This window comes from Streptomyces sp. NPDC092045 (assembly GCF_044756005.1).
Lineage (GTDB): Bacteria > Actinomycetota > Actinomycetes > Streptomycetales > Streptomycetaceae > Streptomyces.
In genome coordinates this window covers 105,913-131,779 of the sequence record NZ_JBIVSC010000003.1, presented here as the reverse complement: position 1 = coordinate 131,779, position 25,867 = coordinate 105,913, and the positions used below count along the sequence as shown (strand labels likewise).

Below are 25,867 nucleotides of genomic sequence, written 5' to 3'. Positions count from 1 at the left end.
GGCCCGCCACGCCGTCGACGGCTGTGACCGGGGTGTTCGGTGCCGACAGGGGGATCGGCGAGGACCTCGCCCGGGTGGACTGGGCGGCGACGCCGCTGGGGCCGCCGCAGGACTGGCCGCAGAGCCTGCGGACCGCCGTGAGCATCCTGTTGTCGTCGAAGTTCGCCATGTGGATGGCCTGGGGGCCGGAGCTGACGTTCTTCTGCAACGACGCCTACCGGCGCGACACCCTGGGACAGAAGTACCCCTGGGCACTGGGCCGGCCGTCCAGCCAGGTGTGGTCCGAGATCTGGAACGACATCGGTCCGCGCATCGACACCGTCCTGACCGGCGGCGAGGCGACCTGGGACGAGGCGCTGCTGCTGTTCGTCGAGCGCTCCGGCTACCCCGAGGAGAGCTACCACACCTTCTCCTACAGCCCGCTGCGCGACGACGACGGCGTCGTCGTGGGCATGCTGTGCGTGGTCAGCGAGGACACGGAGCGCGTCATCGGCGAGCGCCGCATGGCGACCCTGCGCGACCTGGGCTCCGACCCGAGCGTCATCCGCACCGAGCCGGAGATGCTCGACTTCGCCGGCGAGCAGCTCCGCCGCAACCCGCACGACCTGCCGTTCGCCCTGACCTACCTCTTCCAGGAGGACGGCACCGCCCGCCTCTTCTCCGCCGTCGGCATCCCGGCCGGCCACCCCGCGGCGGCGGAGACCCTCCCCGCCGGCTCCACGTCCGTGTGGCCGACGGACGCCCCGGCCCGCGGGGAGTCCCTGCTGGTGCCCCTGGACGGCGAACCGTTCGGCGACCTGCCCTCCGGGGCCTGGGAAGAGGCCCCCACCCAGGCGCTGGTCGTCCCCCTGCTCCAGCAGGGCGGGGCGCCGTACGGCTTCATGGTGGCCGGCCTGAACCGCTACCGCGCCCTGGACGAGGGCTACCGGGGCTTCGTGGAGCTGGTCGCCGGGCACGTGGCCACCGGGGTCGCCAGCGCCCGCGGTTACCAGGCGCAGCAGCGCCGCGCCGAGGAGCTCGCGGAACTCGACCGCGCCAAGACGACCTTCTTCTCCAACATCAGCCACGAGTTCCGGACTCCCCTGACCCTGATCATGGGACCGGTCCAGGAACTGCGGCAGCAGCTCGCCGACGCGGAGCCGCAGGTGCGGGAGGAGCTGCGGGCCGTCCACCGCAACGGACTGCGCCTCGGCAAGCTGGTCAACACGCTCCTCGACTTCTCCCGCATCGAGGCGGGCCGGATGGAGGCGAGCTACGAACCGGTCGACCTGGCCGCCGTCACCGGCGAGCTGGCCAGCGTCTTCCGCTCCGCCGTCGACCGGGCCGGCCTGGACTTCCACGTCGACTGCGCGCCCCTGCCCGAGCCGGTGTACGTCGACCGCGGCCTGTGGGAGAAGGTGGTCCTCAACCTCCTCAGCAACGCGCTGAAGTTCACCTTCGACGGCGCGATCCGCGTGGGCGTGCGCGCGGAGGACGGCGGGGCCGTGGTGACGGTCGCGGACACCGGGATCGGCGTGGCGGCCGAGGAGATGCCCCGGCTGTTCGAACGGTTCCACCGCATCGAGAACGCCCGCTCCCGCTCCGGCGAGGGCAGCGGCATCGGCCTGGCCCTGGTGAAGGAGCTGGTCGGCCTGCACGGCGGCACCATCACCGCCTCCTCCACCGAGGGGGAGGGCACCCGCTTCACCGTCCGGTTGCCCTTCGGCACGGCGCACCTGCCCGCCGACGCCGTCCGGCCGGCGACCGGCCCCGACCCGGTCGGCGCGGAGACGGAGACCGACGCGTTCCCCGCCACCGCCGACCCCTTCGTCCAAGAGGCCCTGCGCTGGCTGCCGGGCGACCGGGCCACGGCGGCGGCTCCCGCGTTCGACGCCGCCCCGGACGCCGCGGAGACCGGCGACGGCGCGCGGACGCCCCGCCCGACGGCCCCGGCACGGGTGCTGATCGCCGACGACAACGCCGACATGCGCGAGTACCTCACCCGCCTGCTGCGCGGCGCCGGCCACCTGGTCCACGCGGTCGACGACGGCCGGCAGGCCCTCGACGCCATCCGCGCGGAGGCCCCCGACGTGGTGGTCAGCGACGTCATGATGCCCCGCCTGAACGGCCTGGACCTGGTCCGGGCGCTGCGCGTCGACCCGCGCACCGCCTCGGTGCCGGTCCTGCTCCTGTCCGCCCGCGCCGGACAGGAGGCATCCATCGAGGGCCTGCGGGCGGGCGCGGACGACTACCTCGTCAAGCCGTTCGCCGCCGCCGAACTCCTCGCCCGGGTCGAGGCCAACGTGAAGCTGACCCGGCTGCGCAACCACCACGCCCGCTGGCGCACCGCCCTGATCGACTCGCTCCAGGAGGCCTTCTTCGTCTGCGACGAGGACGGCGCGGTCGTCGAGATCAACGCCTCCTTCACCACCATCCTCGGTTATGGTCCCGAGGACCTGCCGTATCAGCCGGTCCACCCCTGGTGGCCGGACGCGGCCGCCCACCCCGAGGCCCACCGCCAGGTCGCCGACGCCTTCGCCACGCTCACCGGTCAGGAACGCGGCAGCTACACCATCCCCGTCACCCACCGGGACGGGCACCGCCTGTGGGTCACCGCCACGTTCAACCAGGTCCAGGACCCCGACACCGGCCGCACCGTGATCGTCGGAACCTTCCGCGACGTCACCGCGGAGCACTACGCCGTCCAGCGCGAGAGCGCCCTGGCCGCCCTGGGCGCCCGCCTCTCCCAGGCCTCCAGCCTGCCCGACGCCACGGCCGGCGCCCTGGAGGAGCTGAAGGAGGTGTGGCAGGCCCGGCACGTCGCCGCCGCCGTCTTCGGCCACGGCGACGAGCCCGTCCTCACCGCCACCGACCCCTCCCTCACCTGGCGGGGACTGTCCGCCGAACGCCGCCGCGCGCTCACGGACCTGTGCGGACAGCCGGAACTCACCCCCGTCACCGACGGGAACGGGGCCGCCGTCCTCCTGGAACACCCCGACGGACCGCTCGCCCTCCGGATCGAGCTGGACGAACAGCGCCCCTTCACCGGCGAGGACCAGCTCCTGCTGTCCCTCCTGGCCGGACGCCTGTCCCAGGGCCTGGCCCGCGCGCGCCAGATCGACCAGCAGCGCGAGACGGCCATCGCCCTCCAGCGCGCCATCCTCGGCCCGTCCCACCTCCCCGACGGCTTCGCCGTCCGCTACGAACCGGCCACCCGGCCCCTGGAGGTCGGCGGCGACTGGTACGACACCGTCATCCTGCCCGACGGCCGCATCGGCATCGTCGTCGGCGACTGCGTCGGCCGCGGCCTGGAAGCCGCCAGCGTCATGGGCCAGCTGCGCAGCGCCTGCCGCGCCCTGCTGCTCCAGGACGCCGGCCCGGCCCAGGCGCTCATGGCCCTGGACCGGTTCGCCGCCGGAGTCCCCGGCGCGGTGTGCACCACCGTCTTCTGCGGGGTCCTCGACGCCCGCACCGGAGAGCTCACCTACTCCAGCGCCGGACACCCCCCGGGCATCCTCGTCCGCCCCGACGGCACCACCCGGCTCCTCGAAGACGGGCGTTCCCTGCCCCTGGCCGTCCGCCCCGGCACCCCGCGCCCCGAGGGCCGCTGCACCCTCTCCGCCCGCTCCACCCTGCTGCTCTACACCGACGGACTCGTCGAACGCCGCCGCCGCCCGCTCAGCGCCGGCATCGACCAGGCCGGCGAGGCGCTCCAGGCCGGCCGGGACACCGCGATCGACGACCTCGCCACCGACGTCATGTCCCGGCTCGCCCCCGCCGGCGGCTACGACGACGACGTCGCCCTGCTGCTCTACCGGCACCCGGCGCCGCTGGAGATGTCCTTCCCCGCCGAGTCGGGCCAGCTCGCCCCCGTCCGCAAGGCCCTGCGCGGCTGGCTCGACCAGTGCGACCTGCCCCCGGGCACCGTGCAGAACATCCTCGTGGCGGCGGGCGAGGCCTGTGCCAACGCCATCGAGCACGGACACCGCGACGCGCCCGGCGACACCGTCTACTTCCGTGCCGAGGCGTCCGTCGACAACCTGCGCCTGACCATCGCGGACACCGGCCGGTGGAAGGTCCCCCAACCCGAGCGCAACGCCCACCGGGGCCGCGGCATGGCCCTGATGCGGGCCCTGATGCAACAGGTCACCGTCACCCGGGGACCGACCGGGACCACCGTCGACATGCACACGAGGATCGCCTGATGACTGCACCCCTGACCCTCACGCCCGGTCGGCGGCCGGACGGCACGCCCGTGCTGACCGTGGTCGGCGAGATCGACATGAGCAACACGCACAGCCTGGCCGCCGCGCTCGACGGCACCCCCGGCCCGCTCGTCCTCGACCTGACCGACGTCGAGTACCTCGACAGCGCCGGCCTGAGCGTCCTCTTCTCCCACGCCGACCGCCTCGAACTCGTCGCGGGTCCGCTCCTGGCCCCGGTCCTGAGCATCTCCGGGCTGACCGACCTCACCACGCACCACTAGGGCGTGTCCGGCGGGTCACGGCCGGAGCAGCGCCCCCGACCCGCCGGACACGCACCGGGAGGACGGGCCGAAGGTCCCGGTGTGGCGCGCCGACGAGGGGGTAGGGGTCCGCTTCGGTCCGGGCGGAACACGGCGTGACGAGGACCGCGGCTCACCGCCCGGAAAGTGGGATTCCGGGCAAACCGAGCCGAAAGTAGTATTCTCCCGGTCTTCACCGGGGATTCCCGCTGGAAACCGTATGCGGAGGGAACTGAGGGTGTTCGCGGTAGACGTCAGACGGGACACGCGAGGAGTGGTGTTCGCCCTGCGCGGGGACCTCGACTTCCACAGCGCGGTGCAGCTGTACGAGGCCGGGGACGAGGAACTGGCCCCGGACCGGGAGACGGGCGCGGTGGTGGTCGACTGCACCCACCTCACGTACTGCGACTCCACCGGCATCACCGCCCTGCTGAAGCTGTACAACCAGCTCTCCGCGCGGGGCGAGGTCCTGCGCCTGGCGGCGGTGCCCGCCTTCCTGGACCGCCTGTTCACCCTGACGGGACTGAACCAGATCTTCTCCCTGTACGCCGACACCGACGAGGCCCTCGCCGCCCACGCGGCCGACCGCGGCGCGCTCGCCGCGGGCACCGACGACCCGGCGCGTCCGAGCGAGGAACACGGCGGATGACGGGCGCGTCAGGACGGCGGACGTCCCGGCCCGCCCAGGCCCCGACGGTCCCGGCGGCACGCGCCGCGGGCGGCGCCGAGGACGACCTGCGGGCCCTGTTCGGACAGTCGATGGCCGTCTTCGCCTCCCTGGCCGGACCGGCGCACATGCTGGAGACGGCGAACCCGGCCTTCTTCGCGGCGATCGGCGGACCGGAGCGCACCCGCACCGGAGTGCCGCTGGGACAGCTCATGCCGGAACTGGCCGCCCAGGGCTTCATCGCGCTGCTCGACCGGGTCTACCGCACCGGAAGGGCCCACGTCGGCCGGAACGCCCGGGTGCTCCTCGGCGAGGGCGCGGACGCCCGCGAGGCGTTCTTCGACTTCACGTACGAACCCCGCCTGGACGCCGGCGGCAACGTCATGGGCGTACGGGTGATCGGGGTGGAGACCACCCAGGTCCAGCACGCGCAGCGGCTGACGGCCGAGCACCGGGCCCTCCTGGAGCAGATCGCCCGGCAGGCGCCCCTGTCCGAGGTCCTGGAGGGCATGGCCCGCGTCATCGAGGACCTCGCCCCCGAAGAGGTCCTGGTGTCCGTCCTGCTCGCCGACGCCGACGGGAGCCACCTGCGCCACGGCGCGGCCCCCAGCCTGCCCGACTTCTACAACCGGGCCATCGACGGCATCGCCACGGGCGAGGGCGTGGGCTCCTGCGGCACCGCCGCGCACCGCCGCCGGCCGGTGACCGTCACCGACATCGCCACCGACCCGTTCTGGGACGACTTCCGCGACCTGGCCGACAAGGCGGGCGTGGCCGCCTGCTGGTCCACCCCGATCCTGGCCCGCGACGGCTCGCTCCTAGGCACCTTCGCGATGTACCACCGCACTCCGCGGACCCCGGGGGAGGCCGACCTCGCGCTCGCCCGGGTCTTCGCCGACACCGCCGCCCTGGCCATCGAACGCCACCACGCCGAACAGGCGCGCCGGGCGGCGGAGGCCCGCGAGGAGGCCGCCCGCGGCGACCTGGCCTTCCTCCTGAACGCCAGCACCGCCCTCTCCTCCGACCTGGACGCCCTCCAGACCCTCAACCGGCTGGCCGCGTCCTGCGTCCCGCGCCTGGCCCCGCTGGGCGCGGTCGACGTCGTCGAGGGCGGCCGGGTGCGCCGCGTCACCGCCGCCGCCCCCACCCGGCACCAGCAGGACCTGCTGGCCTCCCACATCCCCGTGTACGACGCCGACGACGACGCCGTCGCCCGGGTCCTCGCCTCGGGCGTGACCGAAGTGGCCCGCCGCGCCCCCTCCGGGCCCGGCCCCTGGCAGGAGCTGGGGGTCACCGGTTACGTGTGCCTCCCGCTCCTCGACCGGGGCACGGCGTTCGGCGCCGTGACCCTGCTGTCCACCGGCGAGCACGCCTTTGACGGGCACACCGTAGCCCTGGCCGAGGAGCTCACCCGACGCGCCGCCCTGGCCGCGCGCAACGCCCGCCAGTACACCCACCGCGCCGCCCTCGCCCGCGATCTCCAGGCCGGACTCCTCCTGCCCGACCTGCCCCGGGTCCCCGGGGCCGACGTGGCCACCTACTACCACCCCTCCGGCGAGGGGCTCGACATCGGCGGCGACTTCTACGACGTCTTCCCCCTGGAGGGGGGCCGGTGGGCGTTCCTGCTCGGCGACGTCTGCGGACGCGGCGCCATCGCCGCCACCACCACCGCCCTGGTCCGGCACACGGCCCGCGCCGTGGCCCCCCTCCTGTCCGGCCCCGAGGCCGTCGTCGAAGCGGTCAACCGGGCCCTGGTCAACCGGCCCGCCGGACACGGCACCGGCTTCGTCACCCTCGTCTACGGCCTGCTCACCCCCGCCGGGGACGGCCTGGACGTCGAACTCGTCCGCGCCGGCCACACCATGCCCCTCCACCTGGACGCCCGGGGGACCGTCCGCACCGTCGACGTGCCCGGCGCCCTCCTCGGCATCGGGCCCGAGACCCACCTCACCGCCCACCGCCTCCGCCTGCGGCCGGACGAGAGCCTGCTGCTGTACACCGACGGCATCACCGAGGCCCGTGACGCCGACGGCGAGCAGTTCGGCGAACACCGCCTCGCCGAGGCCCTGGCCGGCCTCCCGGGCGGCTCCGGCTCCCACCGCATCGTCGAGACCCTCACCCGGGCCGTACGGGCCTTCACCGGCGACCACGGCATCGACGACGACCAGGCGGCCCTGGTCCTGACCGCCACCCGCCGGCGGGGGTGACGCCGGCCCGGGCCGGACCGGCCTGCGGTCGAGGAGCACGCGAAGCGGTGGCGCCCCGGCAGCGCGGGACGACGCACCGCTCCACGGGTGGGCGCCTCGACGGCCGGGGCGGAGCCGCGGCCGTCGTGTCCCGGTCGGTCCCGCCCTGTCGAGGGGACGGATCTCGCGGGCGTGATGACCGGACGAGCTGCTCGACGCGTTCGCCGTTCGGGTGCCGCCGGACGTGTGCCGCGACCGCGGATCAGGGCCGGGTGGCGGCTTCGCCGTCGGGAAGGAGGGGGAAGATCCGGTCGAGACCGGTGGTGTTCATGAGGCGGAGGGTGTGGCCGGGGACGGCGGCGAGCGCGATGTCGGCCCGAGCGGCGTGTGCGTGGTTGCGGGCGACGATCAGGGCGGTGAGACCGCTGGAGTCGCAGAACTCCAGGCCGGCCAGGTCGATCACGAGGCGCTGTCCCGGCCGGAGGACGACGGTGACGAGCAGGTCGCGCAGTTCGGGGGCGGTGTCGTAGTCGAGTGGGCCGAGGACCTCCAGGACGGGACCGGTCGCGGCGTCTCGGGCGGTGATCTTCAACGGGCTCATGTCGTGTCCTTCGTCACCGCCCCGGGTGCCGGATGGGTGGGACACCCAGGGCGAGCAGGGCGGTGTCGTCGTCCAGGCCGTCGCCGAAGCCGTCCAGGAGGCGGGTCAGTGCCTCGATGACGGCTTCCGGGGGCTCCCCGGCGTGGTCGGCGGCGAAGGCGAGGAGCGCTTCGTCGCCGTAGAGGGTGGTGCGGTCTCCGCCGGTGCGGGCTTCGGTGAGGCCGTCGGTGTGGAGCAGGAGCGTGTCACCGGGGCCCAGGGTGGTGGTGGCGGTGGCGAAGGGCGCGGTGGGCAGGATGCCGACGAGGAGGCCCCCGGGAGTGGGGAGGTGGCCGGCGTGGCCGTCGGCACGCAGGACGAGGGCGGGGGGATGGCCGCCCGAGGCGAGGCGGACGTCCGCCCGTCCGGTCTCCCCGTCGGGTTCGACGATGCCGAAGACGACGGTGCAGTAGCGCGGGTCCCCGGCGGTGTAGCGCTCGTGGAGGACCTTGTTGAGGGTGGTCAGGACGGCGGTGGGGTCGGGGTCGTGCAGGGCCGCGGCGCGCAGGGTGTAGCGGGTCAGCGAGGTGACCGCCGCCGCTTCGGGTCCCTTGCCGCACACGTCGCCGAGGAAGAACGCCCAGCGCTTCCCGTCGAGGGCGAAGACGTCGTAGAAATCGCCGCCCAGCCGGTCCGGGGACGCGGTCCGGTAGTGGGCGGCCGTCTCCATGCCGGGGATCGTGGGCAGGGCGTCGGGCAGCAGCGACTGCTGGAGTACGGCGAGGGCCTCCTGCAGGCGGGCGCGATCGGCCTCCGCGTCCTTGCGCGCCCGTTCCGCCGCCTTGCGGGCCAGCAGGAGCTCTTCCTCGTAGGCGCGACGGTCACGGGCGTCGAAGACGGTGGTGCGGATGAGCAGGGGATCGCCGCCGTCGCCGTGCTTGACGGCGGAGGAGACCAGCACCGGCATCCGTCCCCCGCCGGCCCGCTTCATCTCCAGGGCGATGCCGCCGATCTCCCCCCGCATCCTGAGCAGGGGCGCGAAGTGCGTCTCGTGGTAGAGCCTGCCGCCCACGGTGAGCAGGTCGGTGAACCGCATCCGGCCCACCACCGCCCCCCGTTCCAGGCCGAGCCAGTCCAGCAGGGTGGCGTTGACCTTCGCGACGGTGCCGTCCATCAAGGTGGACAGGTATCCGCAGGGGGCGTTCTCGTACAGTTCCTCGACGCTGTCCTCCAGCAGCGCGGCGAACGCCGCGGTCGGTCCTTCCTCGCCGTTCTCGTGGTCCGCGTCGTGCGGGCCGGACTCCTGCCCGGTGCGGCACATCATCGCAGTCCCGCCAGGAAGCCGGTGATCGCCTGGTGAGTGGCCTCGGGGGCGGACAGGTGGGGACAGTGTCCGGTGGCGTCGAGGGTGACCAGCGTCGAGCCGGGGATCGCCCGGTGGACGAAGGCGCCCACCTCCCGTGGGGCGATGACGTCCTGGGCGCACTCCAGGACCAGCGTCGGCACCGTCACCTTCTTCAGGTCGTCGCGCGAGTCGGAGAGGAACGTGGTGCGGGCGAAGACGCGCGCCATGTCCGGGTCCGTGGCGCAGAAGCTGTTCGTCAGCTCCTCGCCGAGTTCGGGCCGCTCCGGATTGCCCATGATCACCGGAGCCATCGCCGACGACCAGCCGAGGTAGTTCGCCTCCAGGGACCCGAGCAGCTCGTCGATGTCCTCGCGGCTGAAGCCGCCCCGGTAGCCCTCGTCGTTGACGTACCGCGGGGACGGCGCGACCATCACCAGCGCGCCGATGCGCCCGGGTGCCGCGTCCGCCGCCAGCACGCCGGTCATCGCGCTGACCGAATGGCCCACGAACACCGTGTCACGCAGGTCGAGCGCCTCGCACACCTCGACCACGTCCCTGGCGTAGCCCTCCAGGGAGCCGTAGCGTTCCTCCGAGAACGCGGACGGGTCCGAACGCCCCGAACCCACGTAGTCGAACAGGACGACCCGGTGGTCCCGCGCCAGGGCGGGCACGGTCAGCCGCCACATGTTCTGGTCACAACCGAACCCGTGGGCCAGCACCACCGTCCGTCCACGCGGGTTTCCGGTGACGGTGACGTTGTTCCTGCGTTCGATGTCCATGTCCCCACCCTCTCAGACGGCGTTCGATCCCCCCGCGCCGTCGTGGAACCCCCACGACTCCGCGCACCACTTCCACCTTCCGGTACTTCTCCGCCGCTGTGCCCGGGGCCGTGGCCGGGGGAGCGACGGTCCGCACGTCGTAGGAGCCGCGCGCGACGACGACTCCGGTGCCGCGTGCCGCGCCGTCGCGGCCCGGTCCGGGAGCCGCCCGCCGACCGGTCCGTCGCTGACGGCGCCGGTGCCGCGTCTTGTCGTGACGGTCCCGTCCGGAGACGTCGCCGGCCCCTTCCTGTGGCTCCCGCGCAGAGTCACGCCACCTGTTACGCGAAAAGTATGTCATGCATTAGGTGTCTGGTAATGACGGTCCCTAGAATGCCGTACATGATCGGAGTGCCCGAGTCCCACAGAGGCTGGACGTTCGTCACCAACCACGCGCGTGTACTGGCAGCCATCGCCGACGACCCGAACGCCCGGATCCGCGACATCGCCGCCCACTGCCGGCTCACGGAGCGGGCCGTCCAGCGGATCATCTCCGACCTCGAACAGGACGGTTACCTCTCCCACACCCGTGACGGACGCACCAACACGTACCGCATCGAAGCGGGCAAGGTGCTCCGCCACCCCGCGGAAGCGGGCCTGACCGTGGCCTCCCTGCTCTCCCTGCTCGTCCAGGACGAGGCGCACCGCGCCGGAGGGACGGAGGCGCGCCCGTCACGGCCCGCCGAAGCCCCTCGGGTCGGCTAGGGGGAGACCGAAGCCGACCGCGGCCCGCCGGGCCACGGCCCGCGGTCGTCTCCACGCCGCTCCGGGGACCGGGGACGGGGGGTGGCGCGGCCTTCCGGGCCTGGAGGGAGTCGTCCTTCGGGCCGCTCACGGGCTCCGGCCGACCTCTCGACGCCCCGGGGCGCCCTCCGGACGTTCCGTGGGTACTCGCCCCGGTTCATACCTCTGAGTGAGAGAAGCCGGCTTCGGATCGGGGACCGCCGCGTGATCCCCAGGGTGTGCGTGCGGGCGGCTGGCGGCCGCCCGGTCGGCACGTTCCATCTCCGGGAGTTCGCGTGGCGCAGCAGCGCACAACCCTCCACCAGCGCCTTCGGTACCGGTTCGACAACCTGGTGGCCGGAGGGACCACCGTGCTCGTCGGGTGGCTGGCGGCGGCCTGTCTGGCCGTGGTGATCCCGGCGAGCATGGTCCTGGTCTGGGCCGACCGGAAGGCTCCGACCACCCTGTCCGGCCGGCTCCAGGCGGTGTGGGTCAGCGTCGGCCAGACCCTCAAGATCGGTGGAGCGGTCGGCTCTCCCGTCTACGTGCTGGCGTCCGTGTCGCTCGCCCTGGTGGCCCTGTTGTTCGTGTCGACGCTGGTCAGCCTGATCACCACGGGCATCGACCGGCGCATCAGGTCGCTCCGCCTCGGGCACTCCACCGTTCTGGAAACCGGGCACACCGTCGTCCTGGGCTGGTCCGATCAGATCTTCCCCGTCATCAGGGAGTTGGTCTGCGCCAACGCCAACCGGCGACGAGCGTCCGTCGCCGTCCCCGCCCCCAAGGACAAGGTGGAGATGGAGCAGGGGATCGCCACCCGCGTCACGGACCTCGGCACGACCCGGGTCATCTGCCGCACCGGCCACACCACCGATCCCCCGGTCCTGTCCAGGGTCGGTCCGCGGACCGCCAAGTCCGTGCTCGTCCTGCCCCCCGACGGCGAGACCGGCGACGCACACGTGGTGAAGACGCTGCTCGCCCTCGGCGCGGCCGTCTCCGACGACGGGAAGGCGGTGGTGGTCGCCGCCGTCCGTGACGCCCGCAACCAGCTCACCGCCCGACTCGCCGCCGGTCCGCGCGGACACGTCCTGTGCGTCGACCACATCGTCGCCAGGCTCCTCGTCCAGACCGCGCTCCAGCCGGGCCTCTCGCTCCTGTACCAGGAACTGCTGGACTTCGAGGGTGACGAGTTCTACACCACCGCCGCCGGGAACCTGACCGGACGCACTTTCGGAGAGGCCCTGCTGTCGTTCACCACGTCGTCCGCAGTGGGCCTGTTACGTGCGGACGGCGCCGCGTCCCTCTGCCGGCCCTCTCCGTCCCCGCGGCGGACGGCCCCGACATCCAGGAGCGACTGGTCCGGTGGTCCTCGACCTGGTGGTGATCGGAACGGCCATCACTCTGGGCCCCCTGCACAACACCGCCTTCATCCTGTTGCTCTTCTCGCGACGAGGTGTCCGTCAGGGCCTGGCGTTCCTGTTGTCGTGGCTGGCCAACCTGGTCACGGTGATCGCCGTGGTGGTGCTGCTGACCGGTGGTCGGCCCCCCGAGCGCCACAGCGCGCCCTCGACCGCCGCGATCGTCGCGAAGCTCGTCGTCGGCCTGGCGCTGGTGCTGTACGGCGCGTATCGGCACCGCAGGCCGCCCCGCCCGCACGGCCCGCCCCGCTGGGCCGCCCGGGTCGACAACGCGTCCCCGGTCACGGCGGCGGGCCTGGCATGGCTGCTGCAGCCCTGGGGCCTTGTCGCAGCCGGCGCCGCGACCGTCGTCGACGCGGACCTCTCCACCCTCTCCGACTGGCTCGCACTGGCCGGCTACTGCCTTCTCGCGACCCTCAGCCTCATCGCCATGGAGTCGTACGTGGTCTGTGCGCCCGCTGCCGCCGACGCCCGGCTCAACGCCCTGCGGAGCTGGCTGGGCGGACATCAGGAACGGCTCGTCGTCACCCTCTCCCTGGCCGCCGGCCTGTGGCTGACGGTCCGGAGCATCTACCAGCTGGTCACTTGAAGCAGGTCCCGCGGTGGACGAGGACCTGGGGGCCGCCCCTGGTGGCGACCCCGGACCGTGGAGGGGCCCGCATGCGGGCCGGCGGACGCATCCCGGTCGAGGACCTCTTGGCGGGCCTCGAAGCCGCCGGGCCGGGTCCGGCTTCCAGCGGCCGACGGCCGCCTGACGACGAGGAACCCGACACGCCGGGTCCGCTCCGCGGTGTGGCCCGCACCGCGATCATCTCGGGTACCGCCCCCGCCGTCCCCCACCGGGTGTCACGCCGCCGGACCGGCCGTGGGCCCAGCAGGACGACGAACGGGCCGCGGCGGCACCCCAGCAGGCGCACGGCACTCTTCGGCCCGCGCCCAGGGAGACGGGGACGCCGATCAGGGCCCTGAGGACCAGGGTCTTGAGGTACGCGGGCGTCCGCAGGAGGACCCGCGGCCGGTCGGCCTCCGGGACCTCCCCGGACCCCGGGGAGGACGCCGGAACCGCTTTCGACACGGTCGTGGACCTCCGCCCTTCCGGACCCGTGGGCGTGGACGCCGGGTCACGGTTCGGGTTCCTCGACGGACGAGGAGGACCGGCGTCGTTCCAGCCCGATCCTGACCGCCCCGACGACGGCCTTCGCGATGACCCCCACGAGGACGAGGTCCGCGACCATCTGGCACGTGGTCAACGCGCGAGCCGCCTGCGAGACGGGCACGATGTCGCCGAAGCCGACGGTGGCGAAGACGGTCACCGTGAAGTACAGGGCGTCGTTCCTGCTGAGCGGTTCGGAGAAGGAGTGCCCTCCCTCTTCCCGCGCGTACAGGAAGTAGGTGGCCGAGAACAGCAGCAGGAACAGTGGAACCGCGGTGCTCAGGGTCTCGACGGCGCGGAGCCGCGGGTACGGAGACCTGACGATGCCGACCGCCTGCAGGGCCAGGAGCGCGCCGATGCCCAGCATTCCCAGGACGAGTACGACGACGGTGTGCTGGTCGAGGGCGCTGTCGAGGGGCAGCAGGAAATAGGCCGTGGTGCTCGTCGCCACGACGGCCGCCGAACGCAGGAGGGGGAGGAGGGGCCGGACCCGTGGGGGACGCGTCCGCCGGTCCCGCTCGCCCCCTCGCGGCACGCTCATGTGGGCCGTGACTCCTTGCCCGCGGCCCGTCCGTCCACCGCGCAGCGGGGAACGCCCGGCCCCACGTCGGACGCCGTCGTGCCGACGGACACGGCGGACGCCGACTTCACCGGCTTCGACCGAACTGCCATGCGGATCTCCTGCGGAACGCTTCACGGGTCGCCGTGCGCGGCGGAGCACCCGCCTGCCGTCCAGCAAAAGCGCTTCCGTCGTGTCTCGCGACCGGAGGCCGGCCGCATGCCGTCGTCCGGGTGCCGATCGCTCGGCGTCGCGGGAAACGCGTCGGGGTCGGCCTCCGGCGTACGGCCTGCCCGGGGACCGCACGGGTTTCCCGGCCCGGCGGGTGTGCGGTCCGCACCTCCCCGGTGACGGCGGAGGGGGCCGCGGTGCTCGCGTTTCCGGGTGGCCGACCTGCGGGACCCGGGCGACGACGGGTGACGAACGCTGCCTCCCCACCGCCGTCCCGGGTGCTCCTGGGCGACCGGCCGGGCGTCAGTGCCTCGTCGGTCGGGGAGCGACGCAGAGACCCCAGATGACGAGGGCGTCGATCACGATGAGCAGCGACGCCCACCACGGGGTGTGGGGGAGCCACATGAAGTTGGCGATCATGCTGAGTCCGGCCAGCCCCACGCCGACCGCCCTGGCCCACGTGGCGCCCTTGTACACGGCGGCACCGGTGAGCGCGACGAGAACGCCCAGTACGAGATGGATCCATCCCCACCCCGTGAGGTCGAGCTCGTAGACGTAGTTGCGGGTGGCCAGGAAGACGTCGTCCTTGGCGATGGCCGAAATGCCCGCGAGCAGCGTCATGATGCCGCTGAAGACCATGATGGCGGAGGCGAAGACCAGCCAGCCGCTGCTGTGCGTCTCCCCGTGCCGACCGGATGTGCCCGTGTGGGTCGTCATGACAGGCTCTCCTTCTGTCGCTGCCCGCCGTGACTTCCCGTCCGGCGGGCCGGATACCTCCAATCTGAGCCCCCGCGCCCCCTGCCGCATGTCGGAGGAGGGATCCAGTCCCGCCGCAGTGATCCCGGCGCGAGAAGAGGGCGTTCTCCGGCCGTCCGTACCGCCAGGTCGCTCTCGTGCGGCTCCCACCGGGCCCACCGCGCGGGGGAGGACCGCACGGAGCCGGAGGGGCGCGCCGGACCCGGCCCGCACGGCCCGGCGCGACGACGGAGTGACGATGTCGCTTCCGCGTGCACCGGAGGCGTTCCTGACCGGTGCGACCGCGGCGACGCCCGCACGGCAGGACGCCGACGGCGCGGGAGACCAGGAGAGCGAGGATGACGGGGAGACGGGGGACAGGACGCCCATGGCGGCCTTGGCCCGGGGCATCGCGCCGGCGGGGCTGAAGGCGGTGGCGTCGGTGGGCGCGGGCGGCGGCCCCCGCCGCCGTCGAGTTCGAAGGCGGCGGGGAGAACGCCAGGACGGTGCAGACCCGTACGGTGCCGCCCGACTGGGCGGGCCGGTGGCGGAGCCGGTCTCCTCGCCTCCCCGGAGGGTGTCGTCGATCAACTGGACGGTGAACCGGACGGCGCTGAGCGCGAGAACGCCCACGAGGACGGTCGACGTGCCGCGCAGTACGGCCGAGCACCGGTCGATCCGGCCCGGATCGCCGGCGACGGGTGCCAGTGGGAGCGGCCCTTCCCCGGACGAAACAGCCAACGGGGTGCCGGACGGAGGCCGTCGGGGGCGGGAAGGTCGGCGCCGTGGCGGTGACGACGATCGTGGCCATCGGCCGGTGGGCCTCGCCGAAGGGCTCGTCCCGGCCCGGACTGTCGATCGGCTCGGAGACGGGTCCGGCCACGGGAGCGGGCCCCTGCGGTCGCGTGCGGAGTGGCTGTCGCCGTTCTGCCGCGGACGGCACAGCGGGACCATGGGCGGACGGCGCACCTCGCACCCCGTGCCCCGGAACGGGGCGGTCGACCTGTTGTACGGCAGGAGACGCCTGCGCCGCGCCGGGAAAGCCGGCCACGGGGCGGCGCGAACCCCGCGACACCCGAAGGCGGGCGTCGCGGACATGCGGGCCGTCGGAGGCCGCGGAGACCGTCCCCGACCTGCGGGAAGCAAGCCGGGAGCTGTCTTCCAGGAGTTCCGGGCACGGCACGCCCCGTCCCGGCCCAACGCCGCCTCCGTCCGTGCCCGGTCCCCTTCCGGACCGTCCCCGGCGAGCGGCGTGAGGGGTCGGGGCACGGCACGCGGAACGACGCGATCCGCAGGCCCGTTCGTGCCGGCCCCGCCCGCAGCACGAGCACCGACGGGCCTTCCGGCACGAAGGACGTGGACGACGTACCGGAAGGAGGTGCCCGACAGGGCCCGTTCTGCCCGGGCCGGTGGTCCGTACCGGGGCAGGACGGGGTGCCGACGGTGACGGTTCCCGCGGCGCCGGCACCCGTGCCTTCTCGCCGCGAGACGGGACGCGGACAGCCTTCCCTGCCCGTGGCTTCGCGGACGGAGGACCCCGTCGTCCCCCAGGTCGCGCGGTCCCGTCCCCCGGTCACGCCGTGCGAGACGCGTGGGGGACGAGGCGGCTCCCAACGGGACGGGACGAGCCGATGATTCGCCGCCGCGGTCACCGGGAGCGGGGCGCGCACACGGGCGGAGTCGGCTGCCCGGCCGGTCGGGCGCGGCCGGTGGTGTCGCGGCCGAGGAGGAGGCCGAGGGCGATCACGCCGATGCCGAGGAAGAAGTGCAGCCAGTTGTCGGCCGTGTCGACGGGGACGAAGTTGGCGGCGCTGTCGTGATCGATGAACATGCCGTACAGCCACAGCACCAGGTAGACGGCGCCGCCAACGACGAGGTAGTCGCGGGCGGTGCCGGCGCTGCGGGCCAGCGCCAGGCCGACGACGCCGAAGAGGAGGTGGACGGTGTCGTGCAGGACGGACACCTGGAAGACGCCCGGGAGCTTGGCCTCGGAGTGGTGGGCGGCGAACTCCATGGTGTCGTAGTGCGTGGTGACACCCGGGACGAAACCGAGGACGCCGACGAGGAGGAAGACGGCTCCCACGGCCGGGGCCGCCTTCTGGACGGGCGTTCCGGCGTTGCGGGAGGAAGGGCCGTGCGTCGTCACGGCGTCTCTTGTCGTTCAGGAGCGAAGGCCGTCCCGGCTGCCCGGTCCGCCATGGTTTCCTGCGGGTGCCCCTGGTGGCGGCGGACATGCCACAGCGACCCGTGCGAACCCCTCCCGCACTCGCTGTGTCCGGTGCCGCATCACATGAAGGGGCTCACCGACCGGGCCCGCTTCCACATGCCCGCCGCCTGCTGCTCGGCACGCTGCTGCTCGCCGTGCAGGGCGTTGAGCACGACCAGGCAGCCGGTGAGCGCGGGTACCGCCCACTGTGCCCAGGTCAGCTGGCGGCGGGCCTTGTCGAGGTCGACGGGGTGCTCGGCCGCCTTCTCGGCGTCCTGGGGGTCGGGGGAGGAGGCCAGCTCCACCTTCTTGCCCAGGACGCGGGCGTAGGCGGTGGCGGCCAGGGCCGCGGCGGTGACGACGGTCTTGGCCGTGGTGGAGGCGGCGACACCCTGCTGGGCGACGACGCGGTGGGCGTTGGCGGCCAGCAGCCCCCCACTGCCGAACAGGTGCGCGGCGATGGCGGCGGCGTTGACCGGCGTCCACTTCGCCCAGCCCGCGGAAGCGATCCGGTCCGTGGTCGTCGCGGTTCCGCCTTCGTCCCTCGCTGCGCCGTTGAGGCCGACCGCGCCCATCAGCGAGCCGCCGAACCAGGCGGCCAGACCCACGTCGTGCAGACTGCGGATGAACGTGCTGCGTTCGGACATGATCGTGCTCCTTCTGGTCGGGGCCCGGCCGACACGCGCGTCGGCCGGGCACCACCCCACCGTTGTCCGTCCCGGTCACCGTCGCCATCGCGGTGAGCCGGACGGGTGTGGCCGGAGCACGACGGCCGGTGCCGCCCCAGTCGTCGCCGGCACCCCGGCCGCCGGGACCGCCCCGCCGGTCCGCGAACTCCTGGTCGTGGTGACGGCCGCGAAGGTCACGGCTCGCCGACGCCGGCTCCGGCCCCGGCCCCCCGCCGTTCGAGGCGGCTCGCCGTGAAGGCTGGGCGGGCCCCCGGTGGACAGCGACGGCGTCCAGCAGGATGTCCGCCTCGTGGAGCGCGGACCGCCCGTCGGGCGAACCGCGGGCCGCAGGTCCTCGAGAGCGTCCACCGGATCATGGAATGGACGTTCGCGTTTTAGGCGCTCAGCCCTGCTCGCCTGCAGCAGTGCCGGCGGCCGGGCCCATGGGCGCTCCCGCTCCCAGCGCCGAAGGGGCCCCCGCGCCGCCGGCCGGGGTCGGCTTGCCTGCCGCGCCTACGGCTCGCGGGCCCGCCGGGCGGGAAGCCGTCGTTCGCGAGTTCCGCGCTGTCCAGGGGCCTCGGACGGGCGACAGACGGCGAGCCGACTTCCGGAGCGGTCGAACGTCGACCGGTTGATGGTCGGAGGAGCCGTGTTCCGCGGACCGGAGCGGTGCCGGTGCCCGGCGGTTCGGTGGGGCGTGGACGAGCGTCGTCCGTGCGCGGAGGAGACTCCCGCACGCCTGATGGCTCGTCAGGCAAGTCGGCATCCGGCCGGTACGGGTCCCCACCCGCTCCGGGGCGATCGTTCCAACAGACGCCCGAGCGAAGGGAAAGGCCCGGGTGAGAGCCCGTCTCGGCCGACCGGAGCGATGTTCCTCACAAACATCGTTCGACACGTCCCGGTGTACAGTCGAGACCGCCCTTGACCTGTATGAAGCAGGCAGGGAGCCGTCTTCGAGGAGTCCCAAGTGCTGCGCACTCTGTTCAAGTCCAAGATCCACCGCGCCACCGTCACCCAGGCCGATCTGCACTACGTCGGTTCGGTCACCGTCGACGCGGAGTTGATGGAGGCGGCCGACCTGCTTCCCGGTGAGCTGGTGCACATCGTCGACATCGACAACGGCGCCCGTCTGGAGACGTACGTCATCGAGGGTGAGCGGGGGTCCGGCGTCATCGGGATCAACGGCGCCGCCGCGCACCTCGTGCACCCCGGGGACCTCGTCATCCTCATCAGCTACGCGCAGATGGAGGACGCGGAGGCGCGGGCCTTCGTGCCGCGTGTCGTGCACGTCGACGGGGGCAACCGCATCGTGGAGCTGGGGGACGACGCGTCCGCGCCCGTCCCCGGCAGCGACACGGTGCGCCCCCCGCACGCCGTGCCCGCCCACGGCTGAGCACGGGCTCCCGCCGGGGCGGAGACCACCCGAGGAAGGGCGACGGCGCATGACCGAACCGCTGATCCGCGACGACCGGGCCAACGGACGCCTGGAGGCGTTCGAGGAGGACGCCCCCGTCGGCGTCGTCGTCTACTTCGTCCTCGACGCCGAGCCCCACGCCCTGGTCGCGGTGCACACCGTCGTCGAGGAGGAGCACGAGGGGAAGGGGATCGCCGGGGCGCTCGTGCGCGAGCTCTACGCGGGCGCCGCCCGCGAGGGCGTGCCCGTCGTCCCCCTCTGCTCGTACGCCGCGAAGTGGGCCGAGCGCCACCCGGACGAGGCCCCCGCGCCGCCGGACGAAGCGGTCCGCGCGGCGAAGGATCAGCTCAGGGCCACCCCGGAACTGTGGTGACCCCCGCCGGCACCCTGGCCCTGCTGCACACCTCGCCGGTCCACGTCCCCGTCTTCGACGCCCTGCGCGACCGGCACCACCCCGGGCTCGTCCTGCGCCACCTCGTCGACGAGGAACTGCTCGTACGCGCCCGGGAGGCGGGCCCCGGGGCCGTCGCCGGGTCCGTGGCCGCCGTGCTCGCCGGCGCCGTCGCGGACGGCGCCGACGCCGTGCTCTGCACCTGCTCCACCCTCGGCGCGGTGGCCGAGGACGCGGCGGCCTCCCTCGGCGTGCCCGTGCTCCGGGTGGACCGGCCGATGGCCGCCGAGGCCGCCCGGGCCCGCCGGATCGTCGTCGTGGCCGCCCTGCGCTCCACCCTGGAGCCCACCGTCGCCCTCCTCGCGGAGGAATCCCCGCCCACGGAGGAATCCCGGTGGCAGCCTTCCCCCGTGACCACGGTGGTCGTGGAAGGCGCTTGGGAACGGTTCGAGGCGGGGGACCGGGAGGGGTACCTCGACGCCGTGGCGGAGGCCGTGGACCGGGTGCCCGTCACGGCGGGCGGCGTCGTCGTCCTCGCCCAGGCGTCCATGGCCGACGCCGCCGGACGCACCTCCACCCCCATGCCCGTCCTGTCCAGCCCGCGCCCCGGACTCGCGGCGGCCGCGAAGGCGGCGGGGGCGGGGGCGGCCGGCCGGGGCCGACCCGAAGGGCCGGTCCGACGGGCGCCGGGCGCCCCGTCGCGCCACCCTGGAAAGCGACGAAGCGACCGACCCGACGAGCGAAGAGGTCTGTGATGACCCACCCCGCCCCCGACCCGCTGCCCCCGTCGCCCATCCCGCCCCCCGTGCCCGCCCCGAACCCCGTGCCCCCGCCGAGCCCCAGCCCGGTCCCGGCCCCTCCGGACCCCGGTCCGAGCCCGGCCCCGCAGCCCGGCGGACCCGTACCGGAACCCGAGCCCCAGCCACAGCCGGGCCCCGCCGGAGGACGTCTCACGCCCGCGCGGAGGTGACGGAAGAGGGCCCGGATTCCGTGAACCGCTTGTCACGGAGCGTGCGCCACCCCTAACTTGGCGGCTGTCGCAGTGTTCTAGGGGGGCCCATGGCCGTACGCGGACGTCACCGCCGTCACCAGCCGAGCCGCGTCAACCGCGCCTCGCTCACCATCACGGCCGGAGGCGCCGGCATGGCGCTGCCGCTGATGGGCGCGGGCACGGTCCAGGCCGCCTCGCTCAACGTCTGGGAGAAGGTCGCGGCCTGCGAATCCTCCTCCAACTGGCACATCAACACGGGGAACGGCTACTTCGGCGGCCTCCAGTTCACCCAGTCCACCTGGGAGGAGTACGGCGGCACGCACTACGCGCCGCGCGCCGACCTCGCCTCCAAGGACCAGCAGATCCTGATCGCCGAGCGCGTCCTGAAGGGGCAGGGCCCCGGCGCCTGGCCGGCCTGCGGGTCCCGCGCGGGTCTCGCCCGGGGCGACGCGGCGCCCGAGGTCTCCACCCGGGCCGCCGGGGCGAAGCCGTCCGGCGGGAACCAGGTGCGCACGGCCTCCCTGCCCGGACAGCGCGCCTTACCGGAGCGTCCGGCACGGAACGCCGGTCCGACCTCCGTGCCCACCGTGCGCGAGATGTACACGGTGACGCCCGGCGACTCCCTGTCGAAGATCGCCGGCGCGAAGAACGTCCGGGGCGGCTGGCAGCGGCTGTACGAGGCGAACCGGCCCGTCGTCGGCGACGACCCCGACCTCATCCTCCCGGGCCAGCGCCTCACCCTGCGCATCACCGCGCCCAAGAAGCCCGAGCAGCCCGAGCGGCCGAGCGGCACCGGGCAGCCGGGCAAGGCCGGGCAGGCCGGCAGGACGGGCGCGGCCGGGAAGGCGCCCGCTCCCGCCAGGACCGCCCCGCCGACCGCGACGCCGCCCCGGGCCGCCGTCGGCCCCACGACCGCGCCCGTCGCGAAGCCCGCCACCAAGCCCGCGGCCAAGACCGCCGTCAAGCCGGTCACCCGGCCGGCCGTGAAACCGGCGGCCAAGCCCGCCGTCGCGAAGCCCGCGACCAAGCCCGCCGCCGTCAAGCCGCGCCCGGCCCCCGCGGTCGAGGTCCACTACTCCGCCCCCGTCTCCGCGGGCATCGGCACCCGCTACGGCAAGCCCGGCTCCTCCTGGTCCAGCGGCTACCACACCGGCGTCGACTTCCCCGTCCCCACCGGCACCTCGGTCAAGGCCGTGGCCGGCGGCCGGATCGTCTCGGCCGGCTGGGCGGGCGCCTACGGCTACCAGATCGTCCTCCGCCACGACGACGGCCGCTACAGCCAGTACGCGCACCTCTCGGCGCTCACCGTCCGCGAGGGCCAGCGGGTGACCGCCGGGCAGCGCATCGCCCGCTCAGGGTCGACCGGCAACAGCTCGGGACCGCACCTGCACTTCGAGGTCCGCACGGGCCCCGGATACGGCTCCGACATCGACCCCCTGGCCTATCTCAGGGCCCGCGGCGTCTCCGTCTGACCCCTTCGGCCCCTTCCCCGCCGGGGGAGGGGCCGGCGCCTCCGGCGCGGGCGCCATCCGGTCGAGCGTGAGCTCCACCAGTCCGCCCGCCGCGACCGCGCCGCAGATCAGCGCGGCCACGGTGCCCGCCGCGCCGTAACGGAAGCCCTCGCCGAACAGCGTCACGCCCACCGCCGCGGCGACCACCGGATTGACCACCGTGAGGGTGGCGAGCGGGGCGGCGAGCCCCGCGCCCCGGTACGACGCCTGGGAGAGCAGCAGCCCGCCCACGGCGAACGCCGACAGGACCAGGAGCGCCGTCCACTCGGCCAGCGGCGCCTCCGGCGTCCACTCCCCGGCCACCGCCTTGGTGAACACCGACGCGGCGCCGAAGGAGACGCCCGCCGCCGTCGCCAGGAGGACGCTCCGCAGCGGCGACCGGCCCACCAGGTGCGCGCACGCGAAGAGCAGACCCACCGCGCCGAAGGCGGCGCCCGTGAGCAGCCACCGCTCCCCGTCGCCCAGGGACCGCGCGTCGGCGCCGGTCGTCAGGCTCAGCAGGCCCGCGAGGCCCGCCGTGGCCATGAGGGCGCCGTGCCAGGCCCGCCGCCCGGCCCCGCGGCCGACGAAGAGGGCCGCCATGGGCAGCGCGAACACGATCGTGAGCGCGCCCAGCGGCTGGACCAGGCTGAGCGGCCCGTACGCGAGGGCGGCGACGTGCAGTGCCGCCCCGACGCCGTTGAGCGCCACGGCCCCCCACCAGGCCGGACGGCGCAGCGGTGCGTAGCGCGGGCCGGCGGCGGAGGCGGCGACCCGCTCCTGGACGATCGCCGCGGCCGCGTAGGCCACCGCGGAGACCAGGGCCAGGACGACGGACAGCACGAGTGGACTCATGCCTTCCACGATCCTCCTTCCGGACCGTTCGCGTCGTCGTGCCGGAGGACCTCTTCGTGCGTACCCCTTCCGCAGTACGGAGGGCCCGTGTACGTCCCGGGTTGTACGCCCACGCAGGTCGGAACCGGTGCGAAGCGGTCTTCCGGCCCCCGCCCGGGGCGCTACGGTGGGCGCCGGCCCGGGAACCGGGCCCGGGGCGGACGACGGTGCGGGACGGGAGCGTGGGACCGGATGGACCTCGTCGAGAGCGGATCGGTGGGCGGGTTCTTCGCCCTGCGGACGGCCCCGCCGGAGACCGGCGGCGCCCATCTGCCGCTCGCCCGGATCTACGCGGGGGAGGGCGGCCCCCTCACCGCGCGCGTGGACCGGGTCGCCGCCCGGCTCGGGGCCCCCGAGCGACGGGTCGGCGCCTCCGTGGCCCACCTGGGGCTCGCGGCCCGGCTCTGGTCCACCGCCCTCGGCCCCGCCGCGCTGTACGGCCGCTTCCCGGACCTCGACCCGGCCGAGCTGCGTTGGGACGGGGCCCTGACCTCGCCCGACGACCTGTGGTGGGCCGGCTCCGCGACCCGCCCGGCCACCGCCGCCGACCTCCGCGCGGCCGTCCAGGAGGCCCACCTCGTGCCGCTCCACGCGGCCCTGCGCCGCGACGGCCGCACATCGCCCCGGCTGCTCTGGGGCAACGCCGGCTCCGCCCTCGCCGGAGCCCTGCGCGAACTGACCCGCTGGGCCCGCGCGCACGGCAGGCCCGACGCGGCCGACCGGGCCGCCGCCCTGGTCGCGGAGCTCCTCGACCACCCCGACCTCGCCGGCACGGTCCGCGGCCCCCGGCTGCGCCGCGCGAGCTGCTGCCTCTACTACCGCTGCCCCGGCGGCGGACTGTGCGGCGACTGTGTCTTCGACCACGCCCCCCGAACGGGTTTGGAGGCGCGGCCCCCCGCTCCGTAAACTCGCCCTTTCGAAGGCCCGACGACGGCGAGAGCCTGAGCGCGGCGAAACTCCGAGAGCGGCGACGCACGAGCGAACGAGGAACCCGAAGGCCATGACGGTGACCGAAGAAACCCAGGACTACGGCCCGGGCATCGACCCCGAGCGCCTGGCCGTCTGCCTCGGCGTCCTCGACGAGCTCGACGAGCTGGAGATAGACCACCCGGACGCGATCCGCGTCCGGCGCGCCACCGCCGGCATCTACCGGACCGTGAAGCAGCGCCGCCGCCAGGAGCGCCGGGCCGCCAAGACCGCCAACGACAAGGCGGTCACCGAGGCCACGGCCACCGGCTCCGCGCAGCGCATCGACGACGAGACCGAGGGCATCCTGCCCACCTCCGTCACCGAGGAGGGCCGGATCGCGGGCATCCTCCAGCGCCCCCGCTCCTGCTACGTCTGCAAGACGCGGTTCGTCGAGGTCGACTACTTCTACCACCAGCTCTGCCAGCCGTGCGCCGCCGAGAACCGCGCCAAGCGGGAGGCCCGCGCGGACCTCACCGGCAAGCGCGCGCTGCTCACCGGCGGCCGGGCCAAGATCGGCATGTACATCGCGCTGCGGCTGCTGCGCGACGGCGCCCACACCACGATCACCACCCGCTTCCCCAAGGACGCCATCCGCCGCTTCAAGGCGATGGAGGACTCCGCGGACTGGCTGCACCGCCTGGAGGTCGTCGGCATCGACCTGCGCGACCCGGCCCAGGTCGTGGCCCTGGCCGACCGGGTGACCGAGGCCGGTCCACTGGACGTCCTCATCAACAACGCGACCCAGACCGTGCGCCGGCTGCCCTCCGCGTACGCCGCCCTGGTCGAGGGCGAGAGCGCCCCGCTGCCCGCCGGCGAGCTGCCCGCCCACGACGTCATCGGCGCCTTCAACTCGGGCGCGGTGGACGGCCTGGCCGCGCTGCCCCTCGGCACGAGCGGCCTGGAGGCCCAGAAGGTCGCGGACCTCGCCCTGGTCGCGGGCAACGCCAGCATCGCCCGGCACCTCGACGGCACCGCCATCGACGCGGGCGGCCTCCTGCCGGACGTCGTCGAGAGCAACACCTGGGTGCAGAGCATCGAGCAGATCTCCCCGGTGGAGCTCCTGGAGACGCAGCTCTGCAACTACACGGCGCCGTTCATCCTGATCAGCAAGTTGCGGCCGGTGATGGCCGAGGCCGCGCGCAAGGCGGCCAGCGGGCGCGCCCACGTCGTCAACGTCTCCGCGATGGAGGGCGTCTTCAGCCGCGGCTACAAGGGCGCCGGGCACCCGAACACCAACGCGGCGAAGGCCGCGATGAACATGGTGACGCGGACCAGCGGCCAGGAGATGTTCCAGACCGACGGCATCCTCATGACCTCGGTCGACACCGGCTGGATCACCGACGAGCGTCCGCACTTCGACAAGCTGCGCCTCGCGGAGGAGGGCTTCCACGCCCCGCTCGACCTGGTCGACGGCGCGGCCCGGGTCTACGACCCGATCGTGCGCGGCGAGGCGGGCGAGGACCTGTACGGCGTGTTCCTCAAGGACTACGCCCCCGCCAACTGGTAGCCGCCGCTCCTTCTCCGGGCTTTTCGGCAAGAGCGCCCCACCGGCCGGGTGGGGCGCTCTTTCGGCTTGTTTCACCCGAACGCGTCACACTTCCGAGCCCGGTAGAGCGCGGACGCGCTCATTTGGTTAGTCTGATGTCCACGGTCGGCCACCGAGGAGACACACCTTCCCCACGGCCGGCTCGGGACTGGCCCGCCACCAAGGCCGCGGTCCCGCCCGACGAACGGCGCCACCGCGACCGCACGGCACTTGTCCCACAGGTACGCGACACGAAGGAGTGCGCGGTGACACCCGAACTGACCAAGCAGGAACCGCGACCGAACGAACCCACCGAGCGGCCGCGCCGGAAGGGCGAGCTGGGCAGCCTGGAAGTCTGGGCCCGCTCGGCCCCGATCCGGCTCGCGGGCTACGAGGAAGACCTCGCAGAGCCCCACATCCTGCCGGGCATCGACTGAGCCGGCGCCCCCGGACGCTTCACCCGCCGCCCCGGCCGGACCCC

Annotated in this window: 21 protein-coding genes and 1 pseudogene; 14 read left to right on the top strand and 8 right to left on the bottom strand. The window is 74.1% G+C overall.

All coding sequences use genetic code 11. The features are described from left to right. Positions 1–32: 32 nt before the first annotated feature. The 4 genes from ACIQKA_RS10870 to ACIQKA_RS10855 all read left to right on the top strand — a co-directional run bounded on the left by ACIQKA_RS10870 (position 33) and on the right by ACIQKA_RS10855 (position 7,357). Positions 33–4,184 (top strand): SpoIIE family protein phosphatase, encoded by a 4,152-nt coding sequence (locus ACIQKA_RS10870; RefSeq protein WP_402540954.1) that lies wholly within the window; start codon positions 33–35, stop codon positions 4,182–4,184. Further along, positions 4,184–4,465 carry an STAS domain-containing protein gene (locus ACIQKA_RS10865; RefSeq protein ID WP_383154560.1) on the top strand — a complete coding sequence of 94 codons (282 nt, stop codon included), beginning with the start codon at positions 4,184–4,186 and terminating at the stop codon, positions 4,463–4,465. Before ACIQKA_RS10870 ends, ACIQKA_RS10865 begins: the two co-directional genes overlap by 1 nt. 256 nt (positions 4,466–4,721) lie before the next feature. Next, the gene (locus tag ACIQKA_RS10860) at positions 4,722–5,132 is read left to right on the top strand and encodes an STAS domain-containing protein (RefSeq protein ID WP_383154557.1); all 411 of its coding nucleotides are present in this window, start codon (positions 4,722–4,724) and stop codon (positions 5,130–5,132) included. Next, positions 5,129–7,357 (top strand): SpoIIE family protein phosphatase, encoded by a 2,229-nt coding sequence (locus ACIQKA_RS10855; RefSeq protein WP_402540696.1) that lies wholly within the window; start codon positions 5,129–5,131, stop codon positions 7,355–7,357. Before ACIQKA_RS10860 ends, ACIQKA_RS10855 begins: the two co-directional genes overlap by 4 nt. Before the next feature lie 241 nt (positions 7,358–7,598). On the opposite strand, the gene ACIQKA_RS10850 is transcribed toward ACIQKA_RS10855, so the two are convergent. From ACIQKA_RS10850 to ACIQKA_RS10840, 3 genes are read right to left on the bottom strand one after another with little or no spacing between them, the layout of a single operon-like run. Next, a complete protein-coding gene (locus tag ACIQKA_RS10850; RefSeq protein WP_383435513.1) occupies positions 7,599–7,937 on the bottom strand; it encodes an STAS domain-containing protein in 339 nt (112 codons plus the stop codon). Between the two features lie 13 nt (positions 7,938–7,950). Then, entirely contained in the window at positions 7,951–9,237 is a 1,287-nt protein-coding gene (locus ACIQKA_RS10845; protein ID WP_383435566.1) for a PP2C family protein-serine/threonine phosphatase, read from the bottom strand. Continuing rightward, a complete protein-coding gene (locus ACIQKA_RS10840) occupies positions 9,237–10,040 on the bottom strand; it encodes an alpha/beta fold hydrolase (protein ID WP_402540695.1) in 804 nt (267 codons plus the stop codon). The genes ACIQKA_RS10845 and ACIQKA_RS10840 overlap by 1 nt, the downstream gene beginning before the upstream one ends. A gap of 381 nt (positions 10,041–10,421) precedes the next feature. Here ACIQKA_RS10840 and ACIQKA_RS10835 point away from each other — a divergent pair, with 381 nt between their 5' ends. The 3 genes and pseudogenes from ACIQKA_RS10835 (at position 10,422) to ACIQKA_RS10825 (ending at position 12,809) form a co-directional block, all read left to right on the top strand. Continuing rightward, positions 10,422–10,784 (top strand): MarR family transcriptional regulator, encoded by a 363-nt coding sequence (locus ACIQKA_RS10835; RefSeq protein WP_391095385.1) that lies wholly within the window; start codon positions 10,422–10,424, stop codon positions 10,782–10,784. An 815-nt stretch (positions 10,785–11,599) separates the two neighbouring features. Beyond that, a pseudogene (locus tag ACIQKA_RS10830) lies at positions 11,600–12,082 on the top strand (NAD-binding lipoprotein); the annotation flags it as partial. 82 nt (positions 12,083–12,164) lie between these two features. Next, positions 12,165–12,809 carry a GAP family protein gene (locus tag ACIQKA_RS10825; RefSeq protein ID WP_383154544.1) on the top strand — a complete coding sequence of 215 codons (645 nt, stop codon included), beginning with the start codon at positions 12,165–12,167 and terminating at the stop codon, positions 12,807–12,809. Positions 12,810–13,341: 532 nt separating this feature from the next. On the opposite strand, the gene ACIQKA_RS10820 is transcribed toward ACIQKA_RS10825, so the two are convergent. From ACIQKA_RS10820 to ACIQKA_RS10805, 4 genes are all read right to left on the bottom strand, one after another. Continuing rightward, entirely contained in the window at positions 13,342–13,914 is a 573-nt protein-coding gene (locus ACIQKA_RS10820) for a potassium channel family protein (protein ID WP_402540693.1), read from the bottom strand. Between the two features lie 492 nt (positions 13,915–14,406). Beyond that, the gene (locus ACIQKA_RS10815; protein WP_383154538.1) at positions 14,407–14,820 is read right to left on the bottom strand and encodes a hypothetical protein; all 414 of its coding nucleotides are present in this window, start codon (positions 14,818–14,820) and stop codon (positions 14,407–14,409) included. Between the two features lie 1,666 nt (positions 14,821–16,486). Next, positions 16,487–16,984 (bottom strand): DUF4383 domain-containing protein, encoded by a 498-nt coding sequence (locus ACIQKA_RS10810; protein ID WP_402540692.1) that lies wholly within the window; start codon positions 16,982–16,984, stop codon positions 16,487–16,489. A gap of 140 nt (positions 16,985–17,124) precedes the next feature. Further along, the gene (locus ACIQKA_RS10805; protein WP_402540691.1) at positions 17,125–17,691 is read right to left on the bottom strand and encodes a hypothetical protein; all 567 of its coding nucleotides are present in this window, start codon (positions 17,689–17,691) and stop codon (positions 17,125–17,127) included. 988 nt (positions 17,692–18,679) lie between these two features. Here ACIQKA_RS10805 and panD point away from each other — a divergent pair. From panD to ACIQKA_RS10785, 4 genes are all read left to right on the top strand, one after another. Continuing rightward, positions 18,680–19,105, top strand: coding sequence for an aspartate 1-decarboxylase (panD, locus tag ACIQKA_RS10800; RefSeq protein WP_383154531.1), 426 nt, complete (start codon positions 18,680–18,682; stop codon positions 19,103–19,105). Between the two features lie 49 nt (positions 19,106–19,154). Continuing rightward, a complete protein-coding gene (locus tag ACIQKA_RS10795) occupies positions 19,155–19,499 on the top strand; it encodes a GNAT family N-acetyltransferase (RefSeq protein ID WP_383154528.1) in 345 nt (114 codons plus the stop codon). Next, complete coding sequence (locus tag ACIQKA_RS10790; protein WP_402540952.1) at positions 19,496–20,272, top strand: aspartate/glutamate racemase family protein; 777 nt, start codon at positions 19,496–19,498, stop codon at positions 20,270–20,272. The genes ACIQKA_RS10795 and ACIQKA_RS10790 overlap by 4 nt, the downstream gene beginning before the upstream one ends. Positions 20,273–20,576: 304 nt before the next feature. Continuing rightward, positions 20,577–21,980 carry a transglycosylase family protein gene (locus ACIQKA_RS10785; protein WP_402540689.1) on the top strand — a complete coding sequence of 468 codons (1,404 nt, stop codon included), beginning with the start codon at positions 20,577–20,579 and terminating at the stop codon, positions 21,978–21,980. Here the strand turns inward: ACIQKA_RS10785 and ACIQKA_RS10780 are convergent. Next, the gene (locus ACIQKA_RS10780) at positions 21,861–22,853 is read right to left on the bottom strand and encodes a DMT family transporter (RefSeq protein ID WP_402540687.1); all 993 of its coding nucleotides are present in this window, start codon (positions 22,851–22,853) and stop codon (positions 21,861–21,863) included. The genes ACIQKA_RS10785 and ACIQKA_RS10780 overlap by 120 nt on opposite strands. 231 nt (positions 22,854–23,084) lie before the next feature. Between ACIQKA_RS10780 and ACIQKA_RS10775 the strand changes: the two genes are divergently transcribed. The 3 genes from ACIQKA_RS10775 to ACIQKA_RS10765 all read left to right on the top strand — a co-directional run bounded on the left by ACIQKA_RS10775 (position 23,085) and on the right by ACIQKA_RS10765 (position 25,823). Beyond that, positions 23,085–23,798 carry a (2Fe-2S)-binding protein gene (locus ACIQKA_RS10775; protein ID WP_383435530.1) on the top strand — a complete coding sequence of 238 codons (714 nt, stop codon included), beginning with the start codon at positions 23,085–23,087 and terminating at the stop codon, positions 23,796–23,798. A gap of 94 nt (positions 23,799–23,892) precedes the next feature. After that, the gene (locus ACIQKA_RS10770; RefSeq protein ID WP_383154516.1) at positions 23,893–25,368 is read left to right on the top strand and encodes an SDR family NAD(P)-dependent oxidoreductase; all 1,476 of its coding nucleotides are present in this window, start codon (positions 23,893–23,895) and stop codon (positions 25,366–25,368) included. A gap of 284 nt (positions 25,369–25,652) precedes the next feature. Beyond that, positions 25,653–25,823, top strand: a complete 171-nt coding sequence (locus ACIQKA_RS10765; protein WP_366378545.1) for a hypothetical protein — start codon at positions 25,653–25,655, stop codon at positions 25,821–25,823. Positions 25,824–25,867: the final 44 nt, after the last annotated feature.

Coding starts and splice junctions, on each gene's coding strand:
- ACIQKA_RS10820 (WP_402540693.1), bottom strand. CDS start 13,914: ATGAGCGTGCCGCGAGGGGGCGAGCGGGACCGGCGGACGCGTCCCCCA.
- ACIQKA_RS10840 (WP_402540695.1), bottom strand. CDS start 10,040: ATGGACATCGAACGCAGGAACAACGTCACCGTCACCGGAAACCCGCGT.
- ACIQKA_RS10775 (WP_383435530.1), top strand. CDS start 23,085: ATGGACCTCGTCGAGAGCGGATCGGTGGGCGGGTTCTTCGCCCTGCGG.
- ACIQKA_RS10845 (WP_383435566.1), bottom strand. CDS start 9,237: ATGTGCCGCACCGGGCAGGAGTCCGGCCCGCACGACGCGGACCACGAG.
- ACIQKA_RS10815 (WP_383154538.1), bottom strand. CDS start 14,820: ATGACGACCCACACGGGCACATCCGGTCGGCACGGGGAGACGCACAGC.
- ACIQKA_RS10785 (WP_402540689.1), top strand. CDS start 20,577: ATGGCCGTACGCGGACGTCACCGCCGTCACCAGCCGAGCCGCGTCAAC.
- ACIQKA_RS10780 (WP_402540687.1), bottom strand. CDS start 22,853: ATGAGTCCACTCGTGCTGTCCGTCGTCCTGGCCCTGGTCTCCGCGGTG.
- ACIQKA_RS10805 (WP_402540691.1), bottom strand. CDS start 17,691: ATGTCCGAACGCAGCACGTTCATCCGCAGTCTGCACGACGTGGGTCTG.
- ACIQKA_RS10770 (WP_383154516.1), top strand. CDS start 23,893: ATGACGGTGACCGAAGAAACCCAGGACTACGGCCCGGGCATCGACCCC.
- ACIQKA_RS10835 (WP_391095385.1), top strand. CDS start 10,422: ATGATCGGAGTGCCCGAGTCCCACAGAGGCTGGACGTTCGTCACCAAC.
- ACIQKA_RS10855 (WP_402540696.1), top strand. CDS start 5,129: ATGACGGGCGCGTCAGGACGGCGGACGTCCCGGCCCGCCCAGGCCCCG.
- ACIQKA_RS10865 (WP_383154560.1), top strand. CDS start 4,184: ATGACTGCACCCCTGACCCTCACGCCCGGTCGGCGGCCGGACGGCACG.
- ACIQKA_RS10795 (WP_383154528.1), top strand. CDS start 19,155: ATGACCGAACCGCTGATCCGCGACGACCGGGCCAACGGACGCCTGGAG.
- ACIQKA_RS10850 (WP_383435513.1), bottom strand. CDS start 7,937: ATGAGCCCGTTGAAGATCACCGCCCGAGACGCCGCGACCGGTCCCGTC.